Origin of the sequence: Streptomyces sp. PU-14G (genome assembly GCF_041028275.1) — a bacterium.
Lineage (GTDB): Bacteria > Actinomycetota > Actinomycetes > Streptomycetales > Streptomycetaceae > Streptomyces.
This window is the reverse complement of sequence record NZ_JASKYT010000006.1, coordinates 33,965-57,271: the sequence shown is the minus strand read 5'-3', so window position 1 is coordinate 57,271 and position 23,307 is coordinate 33,965. Positions and strand designations below refer to the sequence as shown.

The following is a 23,307-nucleotide window of genomic DNA, read 5'->3' as shown; positions in this document are numbered from 1 at the left end:
CCGCCCCACCGACCGTGCGGCCACCGGCGCGATCGGTGCCCGCGCACGGCGGCGCCACGGGCGCCGACGCTCCCGCAAGTCTGCTCTGACCTGGGCTTTCACCGGCCCCTAGAATGGGGGACATGGCTTACGAGATTCCGGTGACGCAGGCGCGGGCCGAGCTGGCGGAACTGATCAACCGGGTCGTCTACGGGAACGAGCGCGTGGTCGTCACCCGGCACGGAAAGCCGCTCGTGGGGCTGGTTCCGGCCGCGGATCTGGAGCGGCTGGAGACCGCAGAGAGGGAGGCCCGCGAGCCGGAGGCGGAGGAGATCATCAGCACCGTCTCCGGGTTCCGCGACGTCGGCGCGGGCGCCGCGGCTGCCGAGCCCCGGCGCTTCGGCATCGCCGCCGAACACCGCGGCCCGGCCGCCGGAGACCGGCGACCGGGCCAGGGGAGCTGAGCCAGCGCGGGAGGCGGGCGCGGCGGTTCAGGAGCTGAGTTCCCACACCGCGTGCGCGATGGCGTCGCTGTGCAGGTCGAGCGCCTTCTCGTTGATGTTCGAGAGATCGTCGCACGCCGAGTGGTAGCACTCGTCGTACGGCTTGCCCGCCGTGCCGCCCCACTTGTCGGCCTGCGCCTGCGTCATGGTCTCGCCCGCACCGGTGAAGCTGCCGCCCACGGTGACCCCCGCGTCCTGGAACGAGGCGTGGTCACTGCGCCCGTTGACCTCCTCGGAGGCCTCCGTCTCGATGCCCTTCGAGCGGAACCACTCCGCGAAGACCGCCTCGACGGAGGGGTCGTCGTCGTAGACGAAGTGACCCGCGTTGGGTGAGCCGATCATGTCGAAGTTGAGGTAGGTGTCGATGGCGCCGATCTCGTCCTTGCCGAGGCTGTCGACGTAGTGGCGCGAGCCGACCAGGCCTTCCTCCTCGGCGTCCCACCAGGCGAACCGCAGATGCTTGGAGGGCTTCAGGTCGACCTTGGAGACGGCCAGGGCCGTCTCCAGGATTCCGGCGGAGCCCGAACCGTTGTCGTTGATGCCGGGGCCCGAGGAGACCGAGTCGAGGTGGGCTCCGGTCATGACGGTGGAATCCGTGGCGCCGCCGGGCCAGTCGGCGACGAGGTTGTAGGCGGTGGTGCCGCCGTTGGTGAACTCCTGGATGGTGGTCTTGTAGCCGGCGGCGTCCAGTTTCTCCTTGATGTAGTCGAGGGAGGCCTTGTAGCCGGGCTTGCCGTGTGCCCGGTTTCCGCCGTTGGCCTCGGCGACCGACTGGAGGTCCTTGAGGTCTTGTTGGACGGCGGCGACGGAGATGTCGGGCGCCTCGGCGGCGTGCGGACCCTTCTCTGCGGCGCCGGGGCTGGCCTGCGCCCCGGCGGCGCCGAGAAGGGTGAGGGCGAGCGCCGCGCTGGAGGCGGCGGCGAGGGCGGTGCGGCGGGGGTGTCTGCGCGGGGTGCCGGTGGAGCGTGGGCGTATCTGTCCGCGTGTCACTGCTGGGCTCCGATGCTGTTGTGGGGGTGTGGGGGTCCGCCGATGGCGGCGGCCGTCGCCCGGAGCGGCGAGGAAGTTGACGCGGACATGAGACTGTTGGCGGGGCGCCGCTCCCGTCAAGAGCGCACAGCGGACGGGGTGTTGCCTCCAGCGGGCAGGGGTGCGGCAGTCCGCTGCTGCGTGCCGCGCAGCCCGCCGAGGGCGAGCGCGGTCAGGCCGAGCACCGCCCACACGGTCAGCACCAGCACGGGGGTGTCCACGGCGCGCCCGTCGAAGAACCCGACTCCGCGCAGCAGCGTGCCACCTGCACCCGGAGGCAGCCACTGGCCCAGCGTGCCAACCGGTTCGGGCAGGAGTTCGGGCGCGGACGGCACCCCGGACCACGGGTTGCCCAGCAGCACCGTCAACGTCGCGCCGAGGCCGATGCCTTTGACCCCCAGCAGGGTGCCGAGTCCGGCGACGGCGGAGCTGACCGCCAGCACCGTGAGGCCGAACGCACCGGCCTCCGCCCACCAGTTGCCGGCCAGCACGCCCAGCCAGCTGTCCGTGAGGGCGGTCGCGGCGAGGCCGACCAGTGCGGCGGCTGCGAGCAGCGCGAGCATGCCTCGCGTCCCGCGCAGCCGCAGCAGTATCACCAGTGCTCCCGTCGCCACTCCGGCCAGGGCCAGCGGGAGCACGCTCGCGTTCAGTGCCGCGCCGCGTGGGTCGCCCGGTGGTGTGGGGACGAGGTCCTCGGTCCGTACCCGGGTGCCTTCGGGTGCCGTTCTGGCTGCCGCTTCGGTCAGCAGTTGGGCGACGGCGGGACCGGCCGCGCTCGCGGTCAGCAGCTTCGGTCCCTGCGGGGTGGCGACGAGGGCGCCGTAGACGTCCCGGTTGCGTACGGCTTCGCGGGCGGCGGCCTCGTCCGCGTACGCGTGCAGCGCGAAGGCGCCCGGGTTCCGGTCGAGTCGGGCTTCCACGCGTGCGGTGGCCGCGGCGGGTCCGGCGACGCCGAGCGGCAGGTCGCGGGGCGCGGTGCGGGCCGCGGGCCAGGCGAAGGCCCACAGCGCGAAGGAGACGAGCAGGGGGACGGCGACCAGGACGGTGAGGGTGCCCGGCAGCTTGCGGGTGCGTCCTGGGCCGGGGGCCGAGGTGGGTGTTCCCGGTGCGGTCATGGGTGACCCTTCGTCGGAGGAGCGTGGGTGCGCTCCGCGGAGTGTGTGATGTTGAGAGAAGGATCGTTCGTTTTAGATAGCGGGGACACCGTGTCGCCGTACGAGGCGATTGTCAAGAAGGAACGTTCGTTTTAAGCTGGCGCCCATGGCTCGCGTCTCCCCCGAACATCTCGAAGCCCGCCGTCGCCAGATCCTCGACGGCGCCCGCCGCTGCTTCCTGCGCGACGGCTTCCACGCCGCCTCCATGCAGGACGTGCTGCGGGAGAGCGGGCTGTCCGCCGGCGCCGTCTACCGGTACTTCCGCAGCAAGGACGAGATCGTCGCGGCCGTGGCGCGCGAGGCGCTGGGCACGATCCGCGCCTCTTTCGAGCGGGTGACGGCCGCCGAGGTGCCGCCGACGCCTGACGAACTCTTCCGCGAGGTCTTCGGCAGGCTCCAGGAGGACATGGGGGCGGGGGAGGACCCGCGGGAGCTGCCCCGCCTGCTCGTCCAGGTGTGGGGCGAGGGGCTGCGCAACCCCGAGCTGGCCGACGCGTTGAACGAGGCGTACGCCCGGCTCTCGGTGCAGTGGGCGCGGCTGGTGGAGGAGTACCAGGCGTGGGGCTGGGTGGACCCCCAGGCCAACACCGTGCACGTGGCCCGGACCCTGATCGGCGCGGTGCAGGGGTATTTCGTCCAGCAGGCGCTGTGGGGCGGGATCGCGCCGGAGGAGTTCGCCAAGGGGCTGCGTGCCCTGGTTTCCATGTCGGTGCCGCAGCGCCAGGGGGGCGATCCGGCGCCCTGAGCGCGGCGCCGACCGTGCGGGCGCCGGCCGTGGGGGCGGCGGCCTGCAGGCCGCGATAAGAGGTGTTTACGGCACCGAAACAGCGCAGCCGTAACCTCAGGGGCGGTTGCGGCTGTGGTTTCGCATGTGTGATACATCTACCGATGTGTGTCGTCACTGCCGTGACCTGGGCGTTCCCGGGCGCGGTGACGACGGTGAGGTGGAGAGTATGCAATTGACCCCGCACGAGCAGGAGCGGCTGCTCATACATGTCGCCGCCGACGTGGCACAGCGGCGCAAGGACCGCGGACTGCGCCTGAACCACCCCGAGGCGACCGCGCTGATCACCGCCCACGTCCTGGAGGGCGCCAGGGACGGGCGCACCGTCGCGCAGCTGATGGAGTCGGGGCGCGCCGTCCTCACGCGCGACGACGTCATGGAGGGGATACCCGAGATGCTCCACGACGTGCAGGTCGAGGCGACGTTCCCCGACGGCACCAAGCTCGTGACCGTCCACGAGCCGATCGCCTGACCGCGCCGACGAGGAGCCCCACACCATGATTCCCGGTCAGATCCTCTACGCCGCAGAGCCGGTGCCGGTCAACGCGGGCGCCGACGTGACCCGGCTGACCGTGCTCAACTCCGCCGACCGGCCCGTTCAGGTCGGCTCCCATTATCACTTCGCCGAGGCCAACCCCGGGCTCGACTTCGACCGCGAGGCAGCGCGGGGCAAGCGCCTCGACATCGCGGCCGGAACCGCCGTCCGCTTCGAGCCCGGCATCCCCGTCGACGTCGCCCTCGTACCCATCGGCGGCCGGCGCGTCGTCGCCGGGCTCCGTTCCGCCACTGGAGGCCCCCTCGATGCTTGAGCTGTCCCGCGCCGCCTACGCCGACCTCTTCGGCCCCACCACCGGCGACCGCGTACGGCTGGCCGACACCGCGCTCGTCGTCGAGATCGAGGACGACCTGTCCGGCGGCCCCGGACGCTCGGGCGACGAGGCCGTCTTCGGCGGCGGCAAGGTCATCCGCGAGTCCATGGGGCAGTCGCTGGTCACCCGCGCCGAGGGGACCCCGGACACGGTGATCACCGGAGCGCTCGTCCTCGACCACTGGGGCGTCGTCAAGGCGGACGTCGGCATCCGCGACGGCCGTATCGTCGCGCTCGGCAAGGCCGGCAACCCCGACACCATGGACGGCGTCCACCCGGACCTGGTCATCGGTCCCGAGACCGAGATCGTCGCGGGCAACGGCAAGATCCTCACGGCGGGCGCGATCGACGCGCACGTGCACTTCATCTGCCCGCAACTGATCGACGAGGCGCTGGCCTCCGGCATCACCACGCTGGTGGGCGGCGGCACCGGGCCGGCCGAGGGCTCCAAGGCCACCACGGTCACACCCGGCGCCTGGCACATGGCCCGCACGCTGGAGGGCATGGACGGACTGCCGGTCAACGTCGGCCTGCTCGGCAAGGGCAACACCGTCTCCCGCCCCGCGATGATGAGCCAACTGCGCGGCGGCGCCGTCGGATTCAAGATCCACGAGGACTGGGGCGCCACCCCGGCCGCCATCGACGCCTGCCTGTCCGTCTGCGACGAGACCGGCGCCCAGGTCGCCATCCACACCGACACCCTCAACGAGGCGGGGTTCGTCGGCGACACCCTGGCCGCCATCGCCGGGCGCGGCATCCACGCGTACCACACCGAGGGCGCGGGCGGCGGGCACGCGCCCGACATCATCACCGTCGTCGGCGAGGCCAACGTCCTGCCCTCGTCCACCAACCCGACGCGACCGCACACCGTCAACACCATCGAGGAACACCTCGACATGCTGATGGTCTGCCACCACCTGAACCCGGCCGTGCCCGAGGACCTCGCCTTCGCCGAGTCCCGCATCAGGCCCAGCACCATCGCGGCCGAGGACACGCTGCACGACCTCGGCGCCATCTCGATCATCTCCTCCGACTCCCAGGCCATGGGCCGCATCGGCGAGGTCGTGCTGCGCACCTGGCAGACCGCGCACGTGATGAAGGAGCGGTACGGAGCCCTGGCCGGGGACGGGCGAGCCGACAACCTGCGGGCACGTCGCTATGTCGCCAAATACACCATCAACCCGGCCGTCGCGCAGGGCATGGACGACGAGATCGGCTCCGTGGAGCCCGGCAAGCTCGCCGACCTGGTGCTGTGGGACCCGGCCTTCTTCGGCGTCAAGCCGCAACTGGTCGTCAAGGGCGGACAGATCGCCTACGCGCAGATCGGGGACGCCAACGCGTCCATCCCCACCCCGCAGCCGGTGCTGCCGCGGCGGATGTTCGGCGCCATCGGGCGCGCCCCCGGCGCCAACTCCGTCAACTTCGTGACCCGGACCGCGTTCGACGACAACCTGCCCGAACGCCTGGCCCTCACCAAGCGGTTCGTCGCCATCCGCGACACCCGCCCCGTCACCAAGGCCGACATGCGCCAGAACGACGCCCGCCCCGACGTACGCGTCGACCCCGACACCTTCACCGTCACCATCGACGGCGACCCTGTCGACCCGTCCCCGGCGAAGACCCTGCCGATGGCGCAGCGGTACTTCCTGTTCTGAGCGACACCCTCTCCCCGCGGTCGAGCGCCGGGAGACGACTGGAGGTTCACACCATGCGCGCTGGCGCCGCCACCTTGCTGGTGCTCGCCGACGGGAGGTTCCCCGCGGGAGGGCACGCCCACTCGGGGGGTGCCGAAGCCGCCGTGAAGGCGGGCCGGATCCGGGACGCGGCGAGCCTGCACCGCTTCTGCGCGGGCCGGCTCCACACGGCAGGGCTGACGGCGGCGGCCCTCGCGGCGGCTGCCGCGGCGGGGGCCGACCCGCTCGCGCTGGACGAGGCCGCCGACGCCCGGACGCCCTCGCCGGCGCTGCGCCGCACGGCACGCAGGCTGGGCCGGCAGATGTTGCGCGCGGCCCGGGCCACCTGGCCGGGGCCCGACCTCGACGCGCTGGCCGCTGCCCGCCCCAAGGGCGCGCACCAGCCTGTGGTGCTGGGCCTGGCGGCGCGTTCCGCGGGCCTCACCCCGCTGGACGCGGCGCACGCCGCCGGGTACGAGAACGTGAGCGGCCCGGCGACGGCGGTCGTCCGGCTGCTCGGTCTCGACCCGTTCGACGCCACCGCGGTGCTGGCCCGCCTCGCCCCCGACATGGAGGAGGTGGCGAAACAGGCCGAGGCCGCGGCCCGGGGCCCCGTCGACGAGCTGCCCGCCGCCTCGGCGCCGCTGCTGGAGATCACCGCACAGCAGCACGCGGCCTGGCCCGTACGCCTCTTCGCCTCCTGAGGGCCTTCGCATCCTGAGGGCGGCGCGTCGGCTCTCCGCCGCACGGCGTCCCGCCCTCCGCCGCCCCGGAACGCCGGCCACCACCCCTCACTTCACTCCGCCATCCCCGATCCGAACCCCGCACTCCCAGGAGGACCCCGTGCACCTCGATCACTCCACCACCTACCCCGAACGGCACAGCGCCTCGGCCGTCCGGGCCGACGGCAGCCGCAGGGCGCTGCGCGTCGGACTGGGCGGCCCTGTCGGCTCCGGCAAGACCGCGACCGTGGCGGCGCTGTGCCGCGCGCTGCGCGACCGGCTCTCGCTCGCCGTCGTCACCAACGACATCTACACCCGCGAGGACGCCGCCTTCCTGCTCCGCGAGGCCGTGCTGCCGCCCGAGCGGATCACCGCGGTGGAGACGGGCGCCTGCCCGCACACCGCGATCCGGGACGACATCTCCGCCAACCTGGAGGCGGTGGAGGATCTGGAGGACGAGATCGGCCCGCTCGACCTGGTCCTGGTCGAGTCCGGGGGCGACAACCTGACGGCGACGTTCTCCAAGGGACTGGTGGACGTGCAGATCTTCGTCATCGACGTGGCGGGCGGCGACGACATCCCCCGCAAGGGCGGCCCCGGCGTCTCCACGGCCGACCTGCTCATCGTCAACAAGACCGATCTGGCCCCCTACGTGGGCTCCGACCTGGACGGCATGGCGCGGGACGCCAAGCAGCAGCGCGGCGAACTGCCCGTGATCCTCCAGTCGTTGCGGGGCGAGCCCGGTGTCGGACCTGTGGCCGACTGGGTGCGCGCCCGGCTCGCGGACTGGACGGCCGCGGCGGGTGCGCTCCACGCGGAGCCCGAGACCGGTCCGGAGCAGGCGGCGGCCCGCGCCGGTCACCAGGCATGACGACGGCGACAGCGCTGCCCGTCACCGGTGTGCGGGCCCGCGCCCGGATCACCGCCGCGCCCGACGGACGCGGCGGCACGGCGCTGCCGCTGCGCAGCGGCGAGGGGCCGTTCGCCGTGCGCCGCACCCGCTCGTCGGACCCCTCGCGGGCGCGGGTCACCCTCGTCGGGGCGATGAGCGCACCCCTGGGCGGGGACCGGCTGGCCATCGAGACCCGCGTGGAGGCGGGCGCGGCGCTGCGGGTGGACGGCAGCGCCGCCACCCTCGCCCTGCCAGGCCGCACCGCGGACCCGGCCCACTGGGACGTGCGCCTCGACGTCCACGAGGGCGGCCTGCTGCACTGGCTGCCCGAACCGCTGATCTCCGTGTGCGGCAGCGAGCTGCGCCAGAGCATCCGCGCCGAGCTGGCGCCCGGCGCCCGCCTCGTGCTGCGGGACGAGCAGGTGCTGGGCCGGGCGGGGGAGGAGCCAGGACGGCTCAGCAGCCGTCTGACGGTGCGGTGCGCGGGGCGTCCACTGCTCGACCAGCAACTCGACTTCGGTCCCGGCGCGCCCGGCTGGGACGACGGCGCGGTGCTGGGCGGACACCGGGCGGTGGGCCAACTCCTCGTGGTCGACCCGGCCCTTCAGGACGAGCCGCAGGAGCCGCGGCTGCTGGGGGAGACGGCCGCCGTCACCCCGCTGGCGGGCCCGGCGGTGCTGGTGACGGCTGTGGCGCGGGACGCGCTACGGCTGCGGCGGGTGCTCGACGAGGCGCTGACCTTCGCTTCTTGGTGAGCGGCGGCACAAAGATACGTCTTGGTAAAGAACCAACCTCTGCCCTGTCCCTTACCACCCGTGAGGGAGAAAGATCCCCCTGACACCACCACCGTGGTCACCGACCACCGCCGTCACACATGCGGCAGCACCCGAAGGGGGACACGTACACGTGACCAGACGGAAGGCGGCCATAGCTGCCGCCGGCACCCTCGCCGCCGGAGCCCTCACGGCCGGCCTCATATCCGTGCCCAACGCGTTCGCGGACGGTACCGGCACCCACGCGCAGGCCACCGGGCACCACGGCTCCGCCGAGGCACGCGGCGTCAAGAAGGCGGCGGCGCGCGCCGCCCGCGCCGGTGTCGACTGGAAGGACTGCCCCGCCGACTGGGGGCTGAAGGACGGCGTCGAGTGCGGCTGGGTGACCGTGCCGCTCGACTACGCCAAGCCCCACGGCAAGAAGATCAAACTCGCCGTCGACCGGGCCCGCAGCACCGGCGGCAAGGACAAGCGCCAAGGCTCCCTCGTCTACAACCCGGGCGGCCCCGGCGGCTCCGGCATGGCCTTCCCCAACCGCATCCCCGACAAGAACCCGCTGTGGGCCAAGGCCGCCACCGCCTACGACTTCGTCGGCTTCGACCCGCGCGGCGTCGGCCACTCCGCGCCCATCTCCTGCGCCGACCCCCAGGAGTGGGTCAAGGCCCCCAAGGCCGACCCGGTGCCCGACAGCGAGGCCGACAAGCGCGCCCAGCGCAAGCTCGCCAAGGAGTACGCGGACGGCTGCAAGGAGCGCGGCGGCGCCCTGCTCCCGCAGATGACCACGCCCAACACGGCCCGCGACCTCGACGTCATCCGTGCCGCGCTCGGCGACAAGAAGCTCAACTACCTCGGCGTCTCCTACGGCACCTACCTGGGCGCGGTCTACGCGGAGCTGTTCCCGGGACACATCCGCCGGATGATCACCGACAGCATCGTCAACCCCTCCCCGAAGAAGATCTGGTACGACGTCAACCTCGACCAGGACGTCGCCTTCCAGACCCGCTGGGAGGACTGGAAGAAGTGGGTGGCCAAGCACGACGACGTCTACGGCATCGGCGCGACGCCCGAGAAGATCGAGGCCAAGTGGCGCGAGCTGCGCTCCACCGCGAAGAAGGACCCCATCGGCGGCGTCGTCGGCCCCTCCGAGCTGCTGGGCTTCTTCCAGAGCGCCCCGTACTACGACTCCGCCTGGGCCGAGGTCGCCTCGGTGTGGGCCGCCTACCTGGGCGGTGACGAGAAGCCGCTGATCGAGGCCGCGGGCCCCGACATGTCGGACGTCGAGGGCAACAAGGCCAGCGAGAACAGCAACGCCGTCTACACCGCCGTCGAGTGCAACGACGCGCAGTGGCCGCGCGACTGGAAGACCTGGGACCGCGACAACACCCGGCTGCACGAGAAGTACCCGTTCCTGACCTGGTCCAACGCCTGGATGAACTACCCGTGCGGCGTGTGGCCCCTCAAGCAGCACAAGCCGCTGAACATCCACGCCAAGACCTCGCACCCGGTGCTGATGATCCAGGCCACCCGCGACGCGGCCACCCCCTACCCGGGCGGTGTCGAGCTGCACAAGCGGCTCAAGGGCTCCCGACTGATCACCGAGAAGGGCGCGGGCTCGCACGGCATCACCAACCTGAAGAACGACTGCATCAACAAGCGTGTCGACGCCTACCTGCTCAAGGGCACCGTCGACGCCAAGGACGTGACCTGCTCGCCGCACGCCGAGCCGCAGCCGGTCAAGTCCGCGGCCAAGGCGTCGGCGAAGGCCAAGGCCGCGGCCGTGCCCGCCCGCACTCCGTGACGCCGTCCGTGAGGGACGCGCGCTGAAGGCGGACAGCCGCGAGGGGCGGACCGGAGTTGCTCCGGTCCGCCCCCTCAGCTGTTTCTCACCCTCCGTGTCCTCCGTGTGCCGCCAGCCAGCGGTCCTCCGCCGCGTAGTCGAACAGCTGCTCCAGCGGCTCGTACGCCGTGGCCAGCTTCGGCAGCGCCTCGGCGACGTCCCGGCCCCGGACGTGGTCCGCCAGCCACTCCACCGTGGCGGGCAGCGCCTGCTCGTAGGTGGTCACCGGCCGGTAGCCCAACTCCCGCTCGGCGGCCGTCATGTCCAGCACCAGCGGGTGCGGCAGCGTCCACGGGGTGAGGCCCACCGACGGCGCGTCCGCGGGCGGCGCGCCGTCCACCAGCACCGTCTCGCACTTCCAGCCGAGCGCCTCGTCGTGCATCTCCGCGATCCTGGCGACTGTCGGCGCCTGGGGATCGGCGGCGTTCAGCACCCGTGACCCGGGCCGGCGTCCGGCCAGCCGCACCAGCTCCGCGATGTTGTCGACATGGACGGGGTGGAAGCGGCTCTCCCCGTTGTACGCCAGCAACCGCACCCGGCGCCCGTCCAGCCACCGCTTGACGAAGTACACCTCACGGGGAGTGCGGCAGTACGGGCCGTACACGGCGCTCGCCCGCAGCATCGTGACGGGCAACCGGTCGCCCAGCGCCGTCAGCTCGTTCTCGATGAGCACCTTGCGGGCGCCGTACGCCTCCTCATCGGGCCGCATAGTGCGGTCCGTCTCGGCAACCGGCACCCGGTAGCGGGGCCAGCCGTCCGGCTCGTTCTGGGTGGCGAAGCTGCGGCCCTTCTCGTCCTCGTAGACGGCGGCGCTGGAGAGGACGACCGCCGAGCCGAGCCGACCGGCGAGGCCCGCGATCTGCCGGGCGTGCGCGGCCGTCATGGCCGTCACGTCGAGCAGCAGGTCGAAGCCGTCACCCACCGCCGCCTCCAGCGCGCCGGGCTCGTCCCGGTCCAGCGCGACGGCGCGCACCTGTGACGGCCACCGCGCGTCCCGCGCGCCGCCACGGGACGCAGCCGTCACCTCCCATCCGTCTTCGGCCAGTGCACGCACCGCCGGCCGCCCGATCTGACCTGTCGCGCCCAGTACCAGGGCTCGTGATCCGTTCGCCATGACGGCACGCTAGGCCCCCAACCCCCGTGCGGTCAGCAGGATTTCGCCCTTGACGATTACGCTGACGGCGCACTCGCCGTGACGCTCAGGCCCGTCAACGCCCCGCCTCCCGCCGCCCGGTGGGGCCGGTCCCGCTCGCCGGTCCTCGCGCGCGTCCCTTCGGCCTTTTGCCCCGGGCACGCTCCTCGGCCTGCGCCGCCTTCGCGTCGGGGGCGTACATGTCCACGTACTCCTGACCCGACAGCCGCAGGATCTCGTGGATGATCTCGTCGGTGACCGCACGCAGCACCGTCCGCTCCCGCTCCATGCCCGCGAAACGGGAGAAGTCCAGCGGCTCGCCGAACCTGATGGTGACCCGCCCCATGCGCGGCAACTTGCGCCCTGGCGGCTGGAGCTCGAACGTGCCGACCATCGCGCACGGCACCACCCGTACCCCCGCGCCGAGTGCCATCGCCGCGACACCGACCCGGCCCTTGTAGAGGCGGCCGTCGTGCGAGCGGGTGCCCTCCGGGTAGATGCCGAGCAACTCGCCCCTGCGCAGCACCCGCAGACCCTCGTCGATGGCGGCTTGCCCTGCTCCCTTGCCCGAGCGGTCGACGGGGATCTGCCCCACGCTGTGGAAGAAGGCCGCCGTCAGCCGCCCCTTGAGACCAGGACCCGTGAAGTACTCGGCCTTGGCGAGGAAGGTGATGCGGCGCTTGAGGATGGCGGGCATCACGAAGTGGTCGGAGACGGACAGATGGTTCCCCGCCACGATCGCGGCGCCGTCCGACGGGACGTTCTCCAGCCCCTCGATCCGGGGCCGGAAGACCAGCCGCAACAGCGGCCCCAGCAGCACGTACTTGAGTACGTAGTAGAACACGGGTCGCCTCCGGCCCTACGCGAGCGGCTCGGCTGCGGGCGCGCCGCAGGCCGGTGAGCTCGCCCGGCGGGTCCGGGCCGCGCGTATGCCTGACCGCCCGTGAGCAGGTCCGATCGGGTCCATGCTGACTCCCTGCTGACGTGCCGACGACCTGCCAGGTCGTGTGATCGTCGTGTGATCCAGGTAACGATCGTAGCCCCTCCGCAGGGTGAAGGGTTTCCGCATGCGGCGCCTTCCGCGAAACCCGCCGCAAGGCGCCCGGGCAGCGAAGTCCGGCAGGGCGCACGCGGCGTGTCAGGCGGCCCGCTTGCCGGGGCGGTGACGGCGGCGGCCGTGTCCGGAACGCTCCGGCTCAGCCGGCTCGTCCTGCCGGCTCTCCTCGTCGCGCTCGACGGTGGGCTCAGGTGACCGGCCTTCCGCGTCGCGCTCGACGGTGTCCGCCGCCGTGGGAAGTCCGGTCACCCGCAACTCCGGGAGCACCATGGCCGGATCGCGCAGCGGAGCGGCCGGGTCGGGGGGCAGGGACCCCGAGAAGAGGCCGGCGGGATCCGACGGAGCCTTCTCGGCGCGCGCCCTCCGGCTCTGGGAAGTGGACCGGAAGGTGCGGGCGATCTCCTCCTGCGGACCGCGCCGGGCCGCACGTCGCCGCACATCCGTCTCCGCGGCCCCCGCCGGGGGCGACGTCGTCTCCTGCGATGAGGAGAGGGCATCGCCCGGCGCGGCGGACTCCGTGCCCGCCGCCTCGGGTTGCTGCGCGCGCTCCAGGAAGCGCAGAAGTTCGACGGGGAAGGGAAGCACCAGGGTGGAGTTCTTCTCGGCGGCGACGGCCGTGATGGTCTGCAACAGCCTGAGCTGCAAGGCCGCAGGTTGCACGGACATCTGTTCGGCTGCTTCCGCCAGCCTCTTGGAGGCCTGGAGCTCCGCGTCCGCGTTGATGACCCGGGCCCGGCGTTCACGGTGTGCCTCGGCCTGGCGCGCCATGGACCGTTTCATGGTGTCCGGCAGCGACACGTCCTTGATCTCGACCCGGTCGATCTGCACACCCCAGTCGACGGCCGGGCTGTCGATCATCAGCTCCAGGCCCTGGTTGAGCTTCTCCCGGTCCGAGAGGAGATCGTCCAGGTCGCTCTTTCCGATGATCGACCGCAGCGAGGTCTGGGCCATCTGCGAGACGGCGAACTGGTAGTCCTCGACCCGGATCACCGCGTCCGCCGGGTTCACCACCTTGAAGTAGACGACCGCGTCCACGCGCACGGTCACGTTGTCCCGCGTGATGCCCTCCTGCGCGGGGACGGGCATGGTGATGATCTGCATGTTCACTTTGCGTAGCCGGTCGACAAACGGAACGACGAGCGTCACCCCCGGCCGTCGTACCTCTCCGAGCAGCCGTCCGAGGCGCAGAACCACCCCGCGTTCGTACTGCTTGATGACGCGCACCGACGACAGGACGCCCAGGAGCGCGAGCGCGGCGACGACCACGATGACAGTTATCAGTACTTCGGGCATGTCGGCACCTACCGTCCAAAGCGGCTGTTACCAGCGTAAAGCGGGCCGGTGCGTTCGGGCGAGTGGGCTCGGGTGAGTGGGCTCGGCGAGGGCCTTCCCCTACCCCGCGGCCCGGGCACCGTCACACACAGCCGATGGGGGCTCGACCTGCCGTGAGCGGGAACGCCACCGAGTTGCCCCCGCTGCGAGCGGGGCCGAACCTGGGAGAGCCGTGGGGGCGGCGCGTTCGTGACGCCGAGCCAGGAGGCGCAACGGTGACCCAGACACCTCCCAGAAGCCGGGCATGGCCCCGCCTGCGCGTGGCGGACTGGTCCGAGACCAGGGACACGCTGCACATGTGGACCCAGATCGTCGGCAAGGTGCGGCTCGCGCACGCACCGCTGGTCAACCACTGGTGGCAGGTCACCTTCTACGTCAGCGCGCGGGGGCTGACCACGTCGAGCATCCCGTACGGCACCGGAGCCTTCGAGATCGAGTTCGACTTCGTCGACCACCGGCTGCACCTCCGCAGCAGCGACGGCGGGACCCGGCACGTTCCCCTGGCGCCCAAGCCGGTGGCCCGGTTCCACCACGAGACGATGCGGGCCCTGGACGAGTTGGGCATCGAAGCCCCGATCCAGGACCACCCGAACGAGGTCGAACCGGCGATCCCCTTCACCGAGGACCTCCGGCACGCCTCCTACGACGCACAAGCGGCGCACCTGTTCTGGCGCCAACTGCTGCAGGCCGACCGCGTCATGGGCGCCTTCAGAGCCCGCTATCTGGGCAAGGTCAGCCCGGTGCACTTCTTCTGGGGTGCCATGGACCTGGCCTGCACCCGGTTCTCCGGGCGCGACGCCCCCACCCACCCGGGCGGCGCTCCGAACTGCGGGGACTGGGTCATGGTCGAGGGCTACTCACGGGAACTGAGCAGCTGCGGTTTCTGGCCAGGCGGGGGAGAGGAGGGCGCCTTCTACGCGTACGCCTACCCCGAACCCGACGGCTTCCGCTCCCATCCCGTCGAACCCGCCGCCGCCCACTACAGCCCGCAGAACGGGCAGTACCTGCTGCCCTACGAGGCCGTGCGCACAGCCGACGACCCGGACGCGGCACTGATGGCCTTCCTGCAGACCACCTACGAGGCGGCTGCCGAAGGCGGCGGCTGGGACAGGCCGGCCCTCGAAACCGATCCGAACCGCTGGAACGAGCGCCGTTGACCGTGCGGGCGACCGGCCGCGGCTCCGGGCCGCTCCGGGACCGCTCCGGGCCGGTCACCCGCACGAACGGCGCGGGCGCGTCCGATGCCGGGCGTCGGACGACTGTGGTGCCGGGCGTCGTACGACTGTGACGCCAGGCGTCGGACGTCTGTGAGAGGGCACCCGCTGCGCTCGCAGGTACCAGCCCCCTGCCCCCTGGAGGTACTGCCGTGACATGCTTCGACCGTCGCGATCTCGGATTGCTGACCCTGCGCCTGGGCACGGGCGGCGTGCTGTTCGCCCACGGCGCCCAGAAACTCTTCGGCTGGTTCTCGGGCCACGGTCTGGAGGGCACCGCCCAGTTCATGGAGTCGCTCGGTTACAAGCCGGGCAAGGCGAGCGCGCTGGCCTCCGGCCTCGCGGAGGCCGGAGGCGGGGCGCTGCTCGGCCTCGGCCTCGCCACCCCCGCGGGGGGTGCGGCGGTGGTCGGCGGCATGGCCGGAGCTGCCGCCGTCCACGCCCCGAACGGCTTCTTCAACACCTCGGGCGGCTACGAACTCCCCGCGCTGTACGGCCTGGTCGGCGCCGGCCTCGCGGTGGCCGGGCCGGGCAGGATCTCCCTGGACCACGTCTGCGGCCACCGTCTGAACCGCACCTGGATGGTGCCCGCGGCCCTCGCCGCCGCGGCGGCAGGGGCGACCGCGGCGGTGACGTCCCGCAGCAGGGAACAGCGGGCGTCCGAGGATGCCGCCGCCGCCCCGGACGCCCAGGAGCCGATGCAGGAGACCTCCCAGGACGAGTGAAGGGGAGCGGTCGTCGTCGCCCACGTGAGCCGGCGGTGGAACTTCCTGCGGAAGCCGCCCTCCTGGCTTCGGCCGGCGGGCGTTCTCGTGGCGGGGGTTCTCAGGACATGCGGAGGAGCTCCAAGAGCGCCGCGGCGGACCAGGAGAAGTTGCTGGCGTTGCGGCCCTCGCCGGTGAGGGGGTCGTAGTTCTCGTGGATCGGCCCTTCGCCGAGCAGCCCCCGGGCGTGGGTCAGCAGCCGCTCGGTGATCCGGTGGGCGTCGCGGTGGTAGCCGTAGGCGCGCAGGCCCACGAGGGCGAAGTACGCCTGGTCGAGCCATACCAGGCCGCGCCAGTACCCGTGGGGGTCGAAGGCCGGGTTGTCGCGTGAGACGGTCGGCAACGGCAGCGGGGTCGCGAACTGCGCGTCGTCGGTGAGCGCTGACCGCACGCCCGCGGCCTGCCGGGTGGTGGCCGCCCCGGCCCACAGCGGGACCGCTCCCTCGATGCCCTTGCCGGCGTCGGTGCGGGGGCCGCCGCCCGGGGCGCGGTCGTAGAAGAACCGCGTCCGCCGGTCGTACATGTGGGTGCGGATGTCCTTCCCCAGCTGTCGGCGTTCCCGCATGAGGCGGTCCGCTTCGGCCGGGCGGCCCAGCAGGCGGGCGATGCGCGCCAGGTACTGCTTCTCGGCGTAGAGGTAGCAGTTGAGGTCGACGGACTCCTGCCGCAGGGAGTAGCCGACCGTCGTGCCGTCGGCGTCCTTGTTGGCGGCGACGGCCACGTCGTCGAAGCGCGGCGCGTTGTCCATGCCGCTCTCCCAGGCGGCGGCGGCACGGCGCGCCTGTGCGGAGTCGTTGGCCGCATCGACCGTGGCGCCGTACTCGATCAGGGCGTTGCCGTCGTGGTCGCGGTTGCGGTACCACCACGCGTGGTAGGCGGTCAGCTTGGGATACATCCGGCGCAGGAAAGCGGCGTCGCCGCCGCGCCGGTAGACCTCCCAGACCGCCCAGGTGGCCAGCGGCGGCTTGGAGTTGCGCTCGTTCCAGTTGATGCTGCCCTGCCGCGTGTTGTTGTAGAACACGGCGTCCGGGATCATTCCGGCGTCCTGGGGCCGCTGGGCGGAGTCTTCGGTGATCTGGTGGTCGAACATGGCCTCGATCGCCTGAGCGGCGAGACGGGGCGCGAACAGGGCGGTGGAGACGGCCTCCTTCCACGAGTCCCAGGCCCAGGCGCCGCCCGCGAAGCCGGTGTAGGTGAGGGAGGGGGTGAGGACGTCCTTTCTCAGCAGTCCCGCCGGGCTCCGCCAGTTGGTCAGCAACGTCTGCACGGCCTTGGCCGCGGGGCGGCGGCGCGCGGGCGGCACGTGGGCCAGCGCCCGCTTCAGATAGTCCGCCCAGCGGTCCTCGGCGCGCGCGGCGACCCGTTCAGGACGGTCGAGCGCGGAGCGCACCGCCTCGGCGTCGGCCAGCCGCTCGGCCTCGGTGAACGTGTAGCTCTCGGTCCACGTGAAGACCGTGCGCTCGCCGGGGGCGAGCCGCCGGGGACGGCGGGCGGTGGTGCGGTAGCGGTCGGCGTGCACGGTGGTGTCCACGGCGTCCGCGTGCCGTACCTCGAAGCGCGTCTGGCCGGTCGTCAGGTACTGGTCGTAGTCGCGCACCCGCGCGAAGCGCACGGCCACGCCGGTGCCGGTGGCGGTCAGGCGGGGTGCGCTGCGGACCGGTTCCTCGGTGTGCCGCAGCAGGGTTCCGGACCAGTCGGCCCGTACGGTGCGCGGTCCGGTGCCGTGGTTGCGCACCTCGGCGGTGACCGATGCGGTGCGGTCGCTGGCGTAGCGCAGGGTGAGGGTGATCTCCAACTCCGAGACGGTGCGCTGCTGCGTGAGCCGTCCGGGGGCGCTGTACGCGCTGGGTGTGGGATCGTCGCGCAGGTCCACCCGCTTCCCGGTGCGCTCGTCGGTGAGCCCGAACCGGGTGAAGGCCCGACTGAGGTACCAGGGGTACTCCTCCGCCAGGTACAGCGGCCCGCTGAAGGCGAGTCCCGTACCCAGGTGCCGTCGGCCCCCGGTGTCCGGCAGGCCGTACGCGTGCCAGGCGCCCAGATCGGCGAACGCGTTGAGCGGGTTGTTCTCCGGCGGCTTGGCCGCAGCCGGAAAGCCACGCAGGTCCAGCAGGTCGGTCAGGTCACCGTGCGGCCCGCCACCGTGCGGATTCCCGCCACCGTGCGGATTCCCGGCCGCTTCCCGCGGCTTCGGGGTGTCCGTGCCCGTCGCGTGGGATGCGGCGTGCGCGGGCGCCGCGCTCAGCGCCGAGGCACCGACCGGCACGAGCGACAGGGCGGTGAAGCCCCTTCTGGATATGTCCGGCACGGTGCGGTTCCTCCTACGGCCACGGCCCGCAGGCCCCGGCGTCGTCGGCTCCTGGGACGCGTTTCCACGCGACCGGGCAGCGTTCGGCGCCCTGGCGGCGCTGGTGCGCCTGCCAACGTTCGGCTTCGAGAGGAGAACTTACGATTCCGGATCAGTCGTGGCAAGAGACTGATCGATCACTGACGCGCACGCGGTCCGGCAGCCCCGGCACCCGGGCCCGCACGTCGGTGTCAGCGCGCTTGCGGGGCCAACGCGGGCCAGCGGGCCGTCACCGTCTTGCCTTCGGGCTCGATGCGGGTCTCCACGGCGCCGGCCAGGCGGCGCACCAGGTGCAGGCCCCACCCGCCCGATCCGTCCAGCGCGCCTTCCCGCACGGCCGGCGGTGTGCGGCTCGTGTCATGGACCGCGGCCGTCAGTACCCCGTTGCGCAGGCTGAGAGTCAGGGACCACCAGCCGGCGGTGTGGCGGACGGCGTTGGTGACCAGTTCGCTGACGACGGTCTCCACCGCTGTCCTGTCGACATGGCCGGAGTGTCCCGCGACGAAGGCCCCGGCAAGGTCACGCGCGTCCGCGACGGTTGCCTCGTCCGACCGCACTGACAACACGGAAAACGCCTCCTTCACTCACTTACTCCCTGTGTGTGCCCGCCCGCCGTGTGGCGCACGCGTCCCTGTGAGGGTGGAGAGACGTGCGCCCGGACAACGGGCCGGCCGGCTCGCTCAGGACGAGGTCCGCACAGTCAGGGCAAGGGTGTCGTCCGGGTGGAGTATGACGGTGTGCATGTCGTCGGCGATCGCCTCGGGGATCTCTCCGATCGGTCTGTGCGCGTGCTGTGCCGCCGAGGCGGCCAGACGGCGTTCGCCCTCCAGCGGATCCCTGCGGCTCTCGGTCAGCCCGTCGGTGTAGAGGACGAGGAGGTCGCCCGGGGCGAGGCGGGTGCGCAGGACGTCTTCGCTGCCGGGCAGGGGGAAGCCCACGCCGCGGCCGGGAATGTGGAGGTACGCGGTCGTGCCGTCTTCCCGGACGACCAGTGCCGGAGGATGGCTGCCGTTGGCCAGCAATAGTTCCCCCGTGTCCGGGTTGACACGGGCCAGGAGGAGGGTGGCCATCAGCCGGGCGTCGATCCCGGCCAGTATTTCACTCGCTCGTTGGACGATGGTGTGCGGCTGGTGGCCCTCCAGCGCGAGGGTCCGCACGGTGTGGGTGACGCTCAGGGCGGCTCCGGTACTGCGGACACCGTGGCCCAGGGCGTCGACGACGGTGATGTGGATGGTGCCGTCGGGGAGGCGGAACCAGTCGTACAGGTCGCCGCCGGTGGGCGCGTCGGCGTCGGCGGGAGCGTAGTGGACGGCCAGCTCAAGACCGGGGACGGTCAGCGGCGCGGGCCGCAGCGCGTCCTCCAGCTCGCGGAGCATCTTGCCGTGGGCCCGGCGCAGTTGCTCGTCGCGCTCCTCCAGCTGGACGTAGAGGGCGAGCACACCGCTGTTGGTCTCCTCCAACTCGTCCTTGAGCCGCCGGTGCTCCGCCTCCAGCGCGTCCCGGCGTTCCAGCACCGTGCGCAGTTCCTCCTCGGCCGCGTCACCGTCCGTGTGCTGCCCGGCCTCCCGCGGCGCCGTGGGAAGCTCGTGCGGCGCTGCCGGGGGCTCGTGCGGCGCTGCCGGAAGCTCGTGCGGCGCTGCGGCCAGGGGGAGGAGCCATGTGACGGCGCCTGCCGCGTCCGCCGTGGCGGGCAGTGGCAGTCGGTCGAGGTCCTGCCGGCTGGTCTCGCACACGCCTGTCGAGACCAGCGCGACCGACGCGACCGACACCGCCCCGTCGCTCTCCCGCGCGTCCGCCTGGCGGGCCGGCGCCACCCTGATGCGGACGCGGCGGCCTTTGGCCAGTTCGGTGCGGGCGACGGTGGCGACGGAAACCGTCAGCCGGGCGCGTGTCTCGGCCGGAAGCCCGTGGCGGCGGGCGAGGCGGCGCACGGCACGCCGTACGCCGCCCACCGTGGTCAGAGGTCGGCTTTCTCGCATCATCGCATTCCTGTCAGTGCCAGTGCGCTGGCGTCGTCCCTCAGGCGGCGGTGCCGGTGAGCCAGGACGGCCGGCAGCAGCGGGGCGGGCAGTCGCGTGACGAAGGGGGAGGGAGCGTGCGACCAGCGCGCCTCGATGCCGTCGGAGTGGAGCAGGGCGAGCCGGCCGGCTCCCAGTTCCGCGGTGCTGGTCCGCGGGGTGGGCAGATTCCATCCGACGATCCCCGGGCGGCTCTCGATCCGGCGCGGCGGCAGGCCGGGGTCGAGCACGACCACGCGTATGTTGCCCACGCCGCAGAAGTGGAGGCGCCCCGATTCGAGACGGACCAGACCGACGGCGGCGCCGCGGGTGTGCCGCAAGGCACGGTGCGTCTCTTCCATGAGGGCGGTCAGCGGCCGGCCCGGGGCGCCGCGGAACGTGCGCAGCGCGGCGCGGGTGGCACGTGCGGCGGCCTCCCCGTGCCCCAGCCCGTCGACGACCACCGCCGTCAGTCCCTCCGCGGTGGCCTCGACGGCTACGCCGTCACCACAGGCTTCCTCCCTCTCCGCGGGCAGGCACACCCAGCCGATCTCCCCTTCGGGAAACCGGCCTTCCCGGCCCGCCTCCGCCGTCGGCTGCCGCGCCGGCCGGCCTGGAGCGGTCAGCCGGGCGGAGGCCGCTGTGCCGTCCGGCACCTGTGTGCGGATCACGAACGTGTCCGCGACTCTCCTGACCGCTCCCAGGCCCGTGCCGAGCGTGTTGGTCGTGGTGTAGCCGTCGGTGAGGCACCGTTGCAGATGGCGCATCCCCGGCCCGCGGTCGACTGCCACGACCTCCAGCCCTTCGGCCCGGGGGAGGGGCTGGAGGTAGACGATGCCGTCGGTGGCGTGCTTGTCCAGATTGCTGGCCAGTTCGCTGGCGACGGCGGCGGCCCGGTCCGGCAGCGACCCGCCCAGGCCGCACCGCCGTGCCGTCTGCCGGGCCAGGTCGGCGGTCAGGTGGACGGCGCTGTAGTGGTCGATGCGTACCTGCGCGGTCGGCGGATGGTCGGGTGCGGGCCGCGTCATTGCTCGATCCAGCGGACAGCAGTGATCGCCGCACCGTGCCCGGGTTCGGAGCGCACGTCGAACTCGTGCATGAGCCGACGTGCTCCTCCCAGGCCGTGCCCCAGCCCCGACCCGGTGGTGAAACCGTCCACCAGGGCGCCCTGTAGGTCGTCGATGCCGGGGCCCTCGTCCCGCACCGTCAACCGCACCCCCTTCCTGCCCGCGCGGTGCAGCAACTCGATGGTCAGCGCACCACCGCCTCCGTGAATGTAGGCGTTGCGGGCGAGTTCGCTGGCGGCGGTGACGACCCGCGTCTGGTCGACCAGACCGAAACCGGCCTCCAGCGTGGCGGCGCGCACGGCATGACGCACCGACAGCAGATCCTCCTCGGTACGCACCGGGTAGGTCGCGGCATCCTCCGCGTCCGCGGCGCGCGCCCGGCCCCGGTGCGCCGAGGGGCCCTCCTGCGATGTGGCCCGCCCCCGGACGGCCGGCGGGCCGGCCGACTCGCCCGGTACGGAGACGTGTTCGGCAGGCCGTGGCCGCTCGGCTTCCTCACCACGGAAGGTCTTCACGCCGACGGCTCCCGTGTCTCGGAGGGCAACTGGTGCCAGCCGAGGGCCGCCATGCCCTGCTCCGCGTTCAACGCCGTCTCCACACCGCTCAGCTCGATGCCCAGTTCCACCAGGGTGATGGCCACCGCCGGACGCATCCCCGCCACGATCACCCGCGCTCCCAGCAGCTGCGCCATTGTCGACAGTTCCATCAGCGCCCGCGCCACGAAGGAGTCGATGATCTCCACCCGGGAGATGTCGATCAGCACCCCCCGTGCGCTGTCGGAGACGATGCGGGCCGTCAACTCCTCGGCGAGCGCGACGGCCGAGGTGTCGTCGAGTTCGCTGAGCAGGCCGGTGACCAGCGTGTTGCCCAGCCGCAGGATCGGTACCGGACCTCCCATCACAGCGCCGCCCGCGAGCCCGCCGGGCCCTGGTCCGTCCGGGAGGGTGAGGCGTGCGCGGCCGACTTCTCACCCGTCAGGTGCATCGCGGTCGCCAGCGCGTCAGCGAGGTTGGCGCGGGTGAGGATGTCCGACAGGTCGATGCCCAACTGGACGATCGTCTGGGCGATGGCAGGACGGATACCGCTGATGACGCAGTCGGCCCCCATCATCCGCACGGCCTGCACCGTCTGCATCAGATGCTGCGCCACGGAGGTGTCCACCGTCGGCACCCCGGTGATGTCGACGATGGCCACCGTCGCCTCGTGCTTTTGGATCGCCTCCAGCAACGCCTCCATCACCACCTGACTGCGTGCCGTGTCCAGCGTGCCGACCAGCGGAACAGCGAGCACCTGCCGCCACAGCTGCACCACCGGTGTGGAGACCTCCAGCAGCTGACGGCTCTGCCGGCGGATGATCTCCTCCCGGCCTTCCACATACGTCTCGAACGACAGCGCGCCGGCGGAGTCCAGCAGCCGGTTGAGCAACAGCGCGGCCGCGAACATCTCACCAGTGGAGAGCGCCTCGTCCTGCACCGTTTCCAGCAGCGCCTCCTTGAGCGCCAGCACCGACAACGACGTCGCCGTCGGCGTCCCGCCCGCACGAGCACGCCGCAGCGACAGGTCGGTCACCGTCTCGCGCAGCTCACGATGCGAGGTCACCACCTGCTCCACCGGCAGGTCACTGGCCATGCCGCCTCTCAACGCCGCGACCAGCGCGTCCGCGTCCTCGTGCAACTCCTCCTGCACGAGCCCCTCGCTCAGCGACGCCCGCTGCGTCTGCAACTGCACCCACCGGTCGGCGATGTCGTTCCCCCGCTGCGCCAAGAGCTCACAAAGACGCTCCCGCACGGCAGCCTCGGTCACACTCATCAACAGTCCTTCCCTCTCCTGCGTTTCCTGACCTGATGCCGAAACCGCCGAGCCCGGCTCGGCCGACACCTCCTGCTGCCGGACGGCCTCGCGGCGCTGGGCCAAGACGCCCGCCGACGAGCCGCCAGAAGGGGTGCGGGGTGTGCTGAGCGAGCCGCGCCGGCCTCAACACGCCCGCATCGCCGCATCGTTCCACGAAGCGGCTGCCACCGGGCCGGCACGGCGATGCCGGCAATGGGGGTCTTCATGGGGACGTGCGCGAGTGGAGCGCAAGAACATCGGCCACTCCCGTGGGCAGTGCTGGCGGGATCACGGGAGGGAAGAGGGCACACGCCAAGAGCGCCGACCACCGTCGGTCCGCTCCCGTGGGTGTGCCT

Annotated in this window: 23 protein-coding genes; 11 read left to right on the top strand and 12 right to left on the bottom strand. The window is 72.3% G+C overall.

The genetic code is table 11. The annotated features are described in order from the left end of the window. Positions 1-122: 122 nt before the first annotated feature. The gene (locus AB8Z75_RS01775; RefSeq protein WP_369199533.1) at positions 123-443 is read left to right on the top strand and encodes a type II toxin-antitoxin system Phd/YefM family antitoxin; all 321 of its coding nucleotides are present in this window, start codon (positions 123-125) and stop codon (positions 441-443) included. Between the two features lie 27 nt (positions 444-470). Here AB8Z75_RS01775 and AB8Z75_RS01770 read toward each other — a convergent pair whose 3' ends face one another. Both AB8Z75_RS01770 and AB8Z75_RS01765 read right to left on the bottom strand, forming a co-directional pair. Then, positions 471-1,472: a M28 family metallopeptidase gene (locus AB8Z75_RS01770; RefSeq protein WP_369199532.1), complete on the bottom strand. Its 1,002-nt coding sequence runs from the start codon at positions 1,470-1,472 to the stop codon at positions 471-473. Between the two features lie 116 nt (positions 1,473-1,588). Then, positions 1,589-2,626 carry an ABC transporter permease gene (locus AB8Z75_RS01765; protein WP_369199531.1) on the bottom strand — a complete coding sequence of 346 codons (1,038 nt, stop codon included), beginning with the start codon at positions 2,624-2,626 and terminating at the stop codon, positions 1,589-1,591. A gap of 145 nt (positions 2,627-2,771) precedes the next feature. Here AB8Z75_RS01765 and AB8Z75_RS01760 point away from each other — a divergent pair, with 145 nt between their 5' ends. From AB8Z75_RS01760 to AB8Z75_RS01725, 8 genes are all read left to right on the top strand, one after another. Further along, complete coding sequence (locus AB8Z75_RS01760) at positions 2,772-3,410, top strand: TetR/AcrR family transcriptional regulator (RefSeq protein WP_369199530.1); 639 nt, start codon at positions 2,772-2,774, stop codon at positions 3,408-3,410. 208 nt (positions 3,411-3,618) lie between these two features. Continuing rightward, a complete protein-coding gene (locus AB8Z75_RS01755; protein WP_369199529.1) occupies positions 3,619-3,921 on the top strand; it encodes an urease subunit gamma in 303 nt (100 codons plus the stop codon). 25 nt (positions 3,922-3,946) lie between these two features. Further along, positions 3,947-4,258 carry an urease subunit beta gene (locus tag AB8Z75_RS01750; RefSeq protein ID WP_369199528.1) on the top strand — a complete coding sequence of 104 codons (312 nt, stop codon included), beginning with the start codon at positions 3,947-3,949 and terminating at the stop codon, positions 4,256-4,258. Further along, positions 4,251-5,972: an urease subunit alpha gene (locus tag AB8Z75_RS01745; protein WP_369199527.1), complete on the top strand. Its 1,722-nt coding sequence runs from the start codon at positions 4,251-4,253 to the stop codon at positions 5,970-5,972. Before AB8Z75_RS01750 ends, AB8Z75_RS01745 begins: the two co-directional genes overlap by 8 nt. Before the next feature lie 53 nt (positions 5,973-6,025). Continuing rightward, positions 6,026-6,694, top strand: coding sequence for an urease accessory protein UreF (locus tag AB8Z75_RS01740; RefSeq protein WP_369199526.1), 669 nt, complete (start codon positions 6,026-6,028; stop codon positions 6,692-6,694). A 139-nt stretch (positions 6,695-6,833) separates the two neighbouring features. Continuing rightward, the gene (gene ureG, locus AB8Z75_RS01735; RefSeq protein ID WP_369199525.1) at positions 6,834-7,583 is read left to right on the top strand and encodes an urease accessory protein UreG; all 750 of its coding nucleotides are present in this window, start codon (positions 6,834-6,836) and stop codon (positions 7,581-7,583) included. Then, positions 7,580-8,359 carry an urease accessory protein UreD gene (locus AB8Z75_RS01730; RefSeq protein WP_369199524.1) on the top strand — a complete coding sequence of 260 codons (780 nt, stop codon included), beginning with the start codon at positions 7,580-7,582 and terminating at the stop codon, positions 8,357-8,359. Before ureG ends, AB8Z75_RS01730 begins: the two co-directional genes overlap by 4 nt. A 151-nt stretch (positions 8,360-8,510) precedes the next feature. Next, positions 8,511-10,175, top strand: coding sequence for an alpha/beta hydrolase (locus AB8Z75_RS01725; protein ID WP_369199523.1), 1,665 nt, complete (start codon positions 8,511-8,513; stop codon positions 10,173-10,175). 85 nt (positions 10,176-10,260) lie between these two features. On the opposite strand, the gene AB8Z75_RS01720 is transcribed toward AB8Z75_RS01725, so the two are convergent. The 3 genes from AB8Z75_RS01720 to AB8Z75_RS01710 form a co-directional block, all read right to left on the bottom strand. After that, a complete protein-coding gene (locus AB8Z75_RS01720; protein WP_369199522.1) occupies positions 10,261-11,328 on the bottom strand; it encodes an NAD-dependent epimerase/dehydratase family protein in 1,068 nt (355 codons plus the stop codon). Between the two features lie 94 nt (positions 11,329-11,422). Continuing rightward, a complete protein-coding gene (locus AB8Z75_RS01715; protein ID WP_369199521.1) occupies positions 11,423-12,190 on the bottom strand; it encodes a lysophospholipid acyltransferase family protein in 768 nt (255 codons plus the stop codon). 294 nt (positions 12,191-12,484) lie between these two features. After that, positions 12,485-13,696: an SPFH domain-containing protein gene (locus AB8Z75_RS01710; RefSeq protein ID WP_369199520.1), complete on the bottom strand. Its 1,212-nt coding sequence runs from the start codon at positions 13,694-13,696 to the stop codon at positions 12,485-12,487. A gap of 254 nt (positions 13,697-13,950) precedes the next feature. Here AB8Z75_RS01710 and AB8Z75_RS01705 point away from each other — a divergent pair, with 254 nt between their 5' ends. Together AB8Z75_RS01705 and AB8Z75_RS01700 are read left to right on the top strand one after the other, a co-directional pair. After that, positions 13,951-14,892, top strand: a complete 942-nt coding sequence (locus AB8Z75_RS01705) for a DUF5996 family protein (protein WP_369199519.1) — start codon at positions 13,951-13,953, stop codon at positions 14,890-14,892. 209 nt (positions 14,893-15,101) lie between these two features. Beyond that, a complete protein-coding gene (locus tag AB8Z75_RS01700; RefSeq protein WP_369199518.1) occupies positions 15,102-15,674 on the top strand; it encodes a DoxX family protein in 573 nt (190 codons plus the stop codon). Positions 15,675-15,774: 100 nt separating this feature from the next. Here the strand turns inward: AB8Z75_RS01700 and AB8Z75_RS01695 are convergent, their stop codons facing one another. From AB8Z75_RS01695 to AB8Z75_RS01665, 7 genes are all read right to left on the bottom strand, one after another. After that, positions 15,775-18,018, bottom strand: coding sequence for a trehalase family glycosidase (locus AB8Z75_RS01695; RefSeq protein WP_369199517.1), 2,244 nt, complete (start codon positions 18,016-18,018; stop codon positions 15,775-15,777). 230 nt (positions 18,019-18,248) lie between these two features. After that, positions 18,249-18,623 (bottom strand): ATP-binding protein, encoded by a 375-nt coding sequence (locus AB8Z75_RS01690; protein WP_369199516.1) that lies wholly within the window; start codon positions 18,621-18,623, stop codon positions 18,249-18,251. Between the two features lie 114 nt (positions 18,624-18,737). Further along, entirely contained in the window at positions 18,738-20,039 is a 1,302-nt protein-coding gene (locus AB8Z75_RS01685) for a PP2C family protein-serine/threonine phosphatase (protein WP_369199515.1), read from the bottom strand. Further along, the gene (locus AB8Z75_RS01680; RefSeq protein ID WP_369199514.1) at positions 20,036-21,082 is read right to left on the bottom strand and encodes a SpoIIE family protein phosphatase; all 1,047 of its coding nucleotides are present in this window, start codon (positions 21,080-21,082) and stop codon (positions 20,036-20,038) included. The genes AB8Z75_RS01685 and AB8Z75_RS01680 overlap by 4 nt, the downstream gene beginning before the upstream one ends. Next, a complete protein-coding gene (locus tag AB8Z75_RS01675) occupies positions 21,079-21,636 on the bottom strand; it encodes an anti-sigma regulatory factor (protein ID WP_369199513.1) in 558 nt (185 codons plus the stop codon). The genes AB8Z75_RS01680 and AB8Z75_RS01675 overlap by 4 nt, the downstream gene beginning before the upstream one ends. After that, positions 21,633-22,019 (bottom strand): STAS domain-containing protein, encoded by a 387-nt coding sequence (locus AB8Z75_RS01670; RefSeq protein ID WP_369199512.1) that lies wholly within the window; start codon positions 22,017-22,019, stop codon positions 21,633-21,635. The genes AB8Z75_RS01675 and AB8Z75_RS01670 overlap by 4 nt, the downstream gene beginning before the upstream one ends. Then, complete coding sequence (locus AB8Z75_RS01665; protein ID WP_369199511.1) at positions 22,019-22,930, bottom strand: STAS domain-containing protein; 912 nt, start codon at positions 22,928-22,930, stop codon at positions 22,019-22,021. Before AB8Z75_RS01665 ends, AB8Z75_RS01670 begins: the two co-directional genes overlap by 1 nt. Between the last annotated feature and the right edge of the window lie 377 nt (positions 22,931-23,307).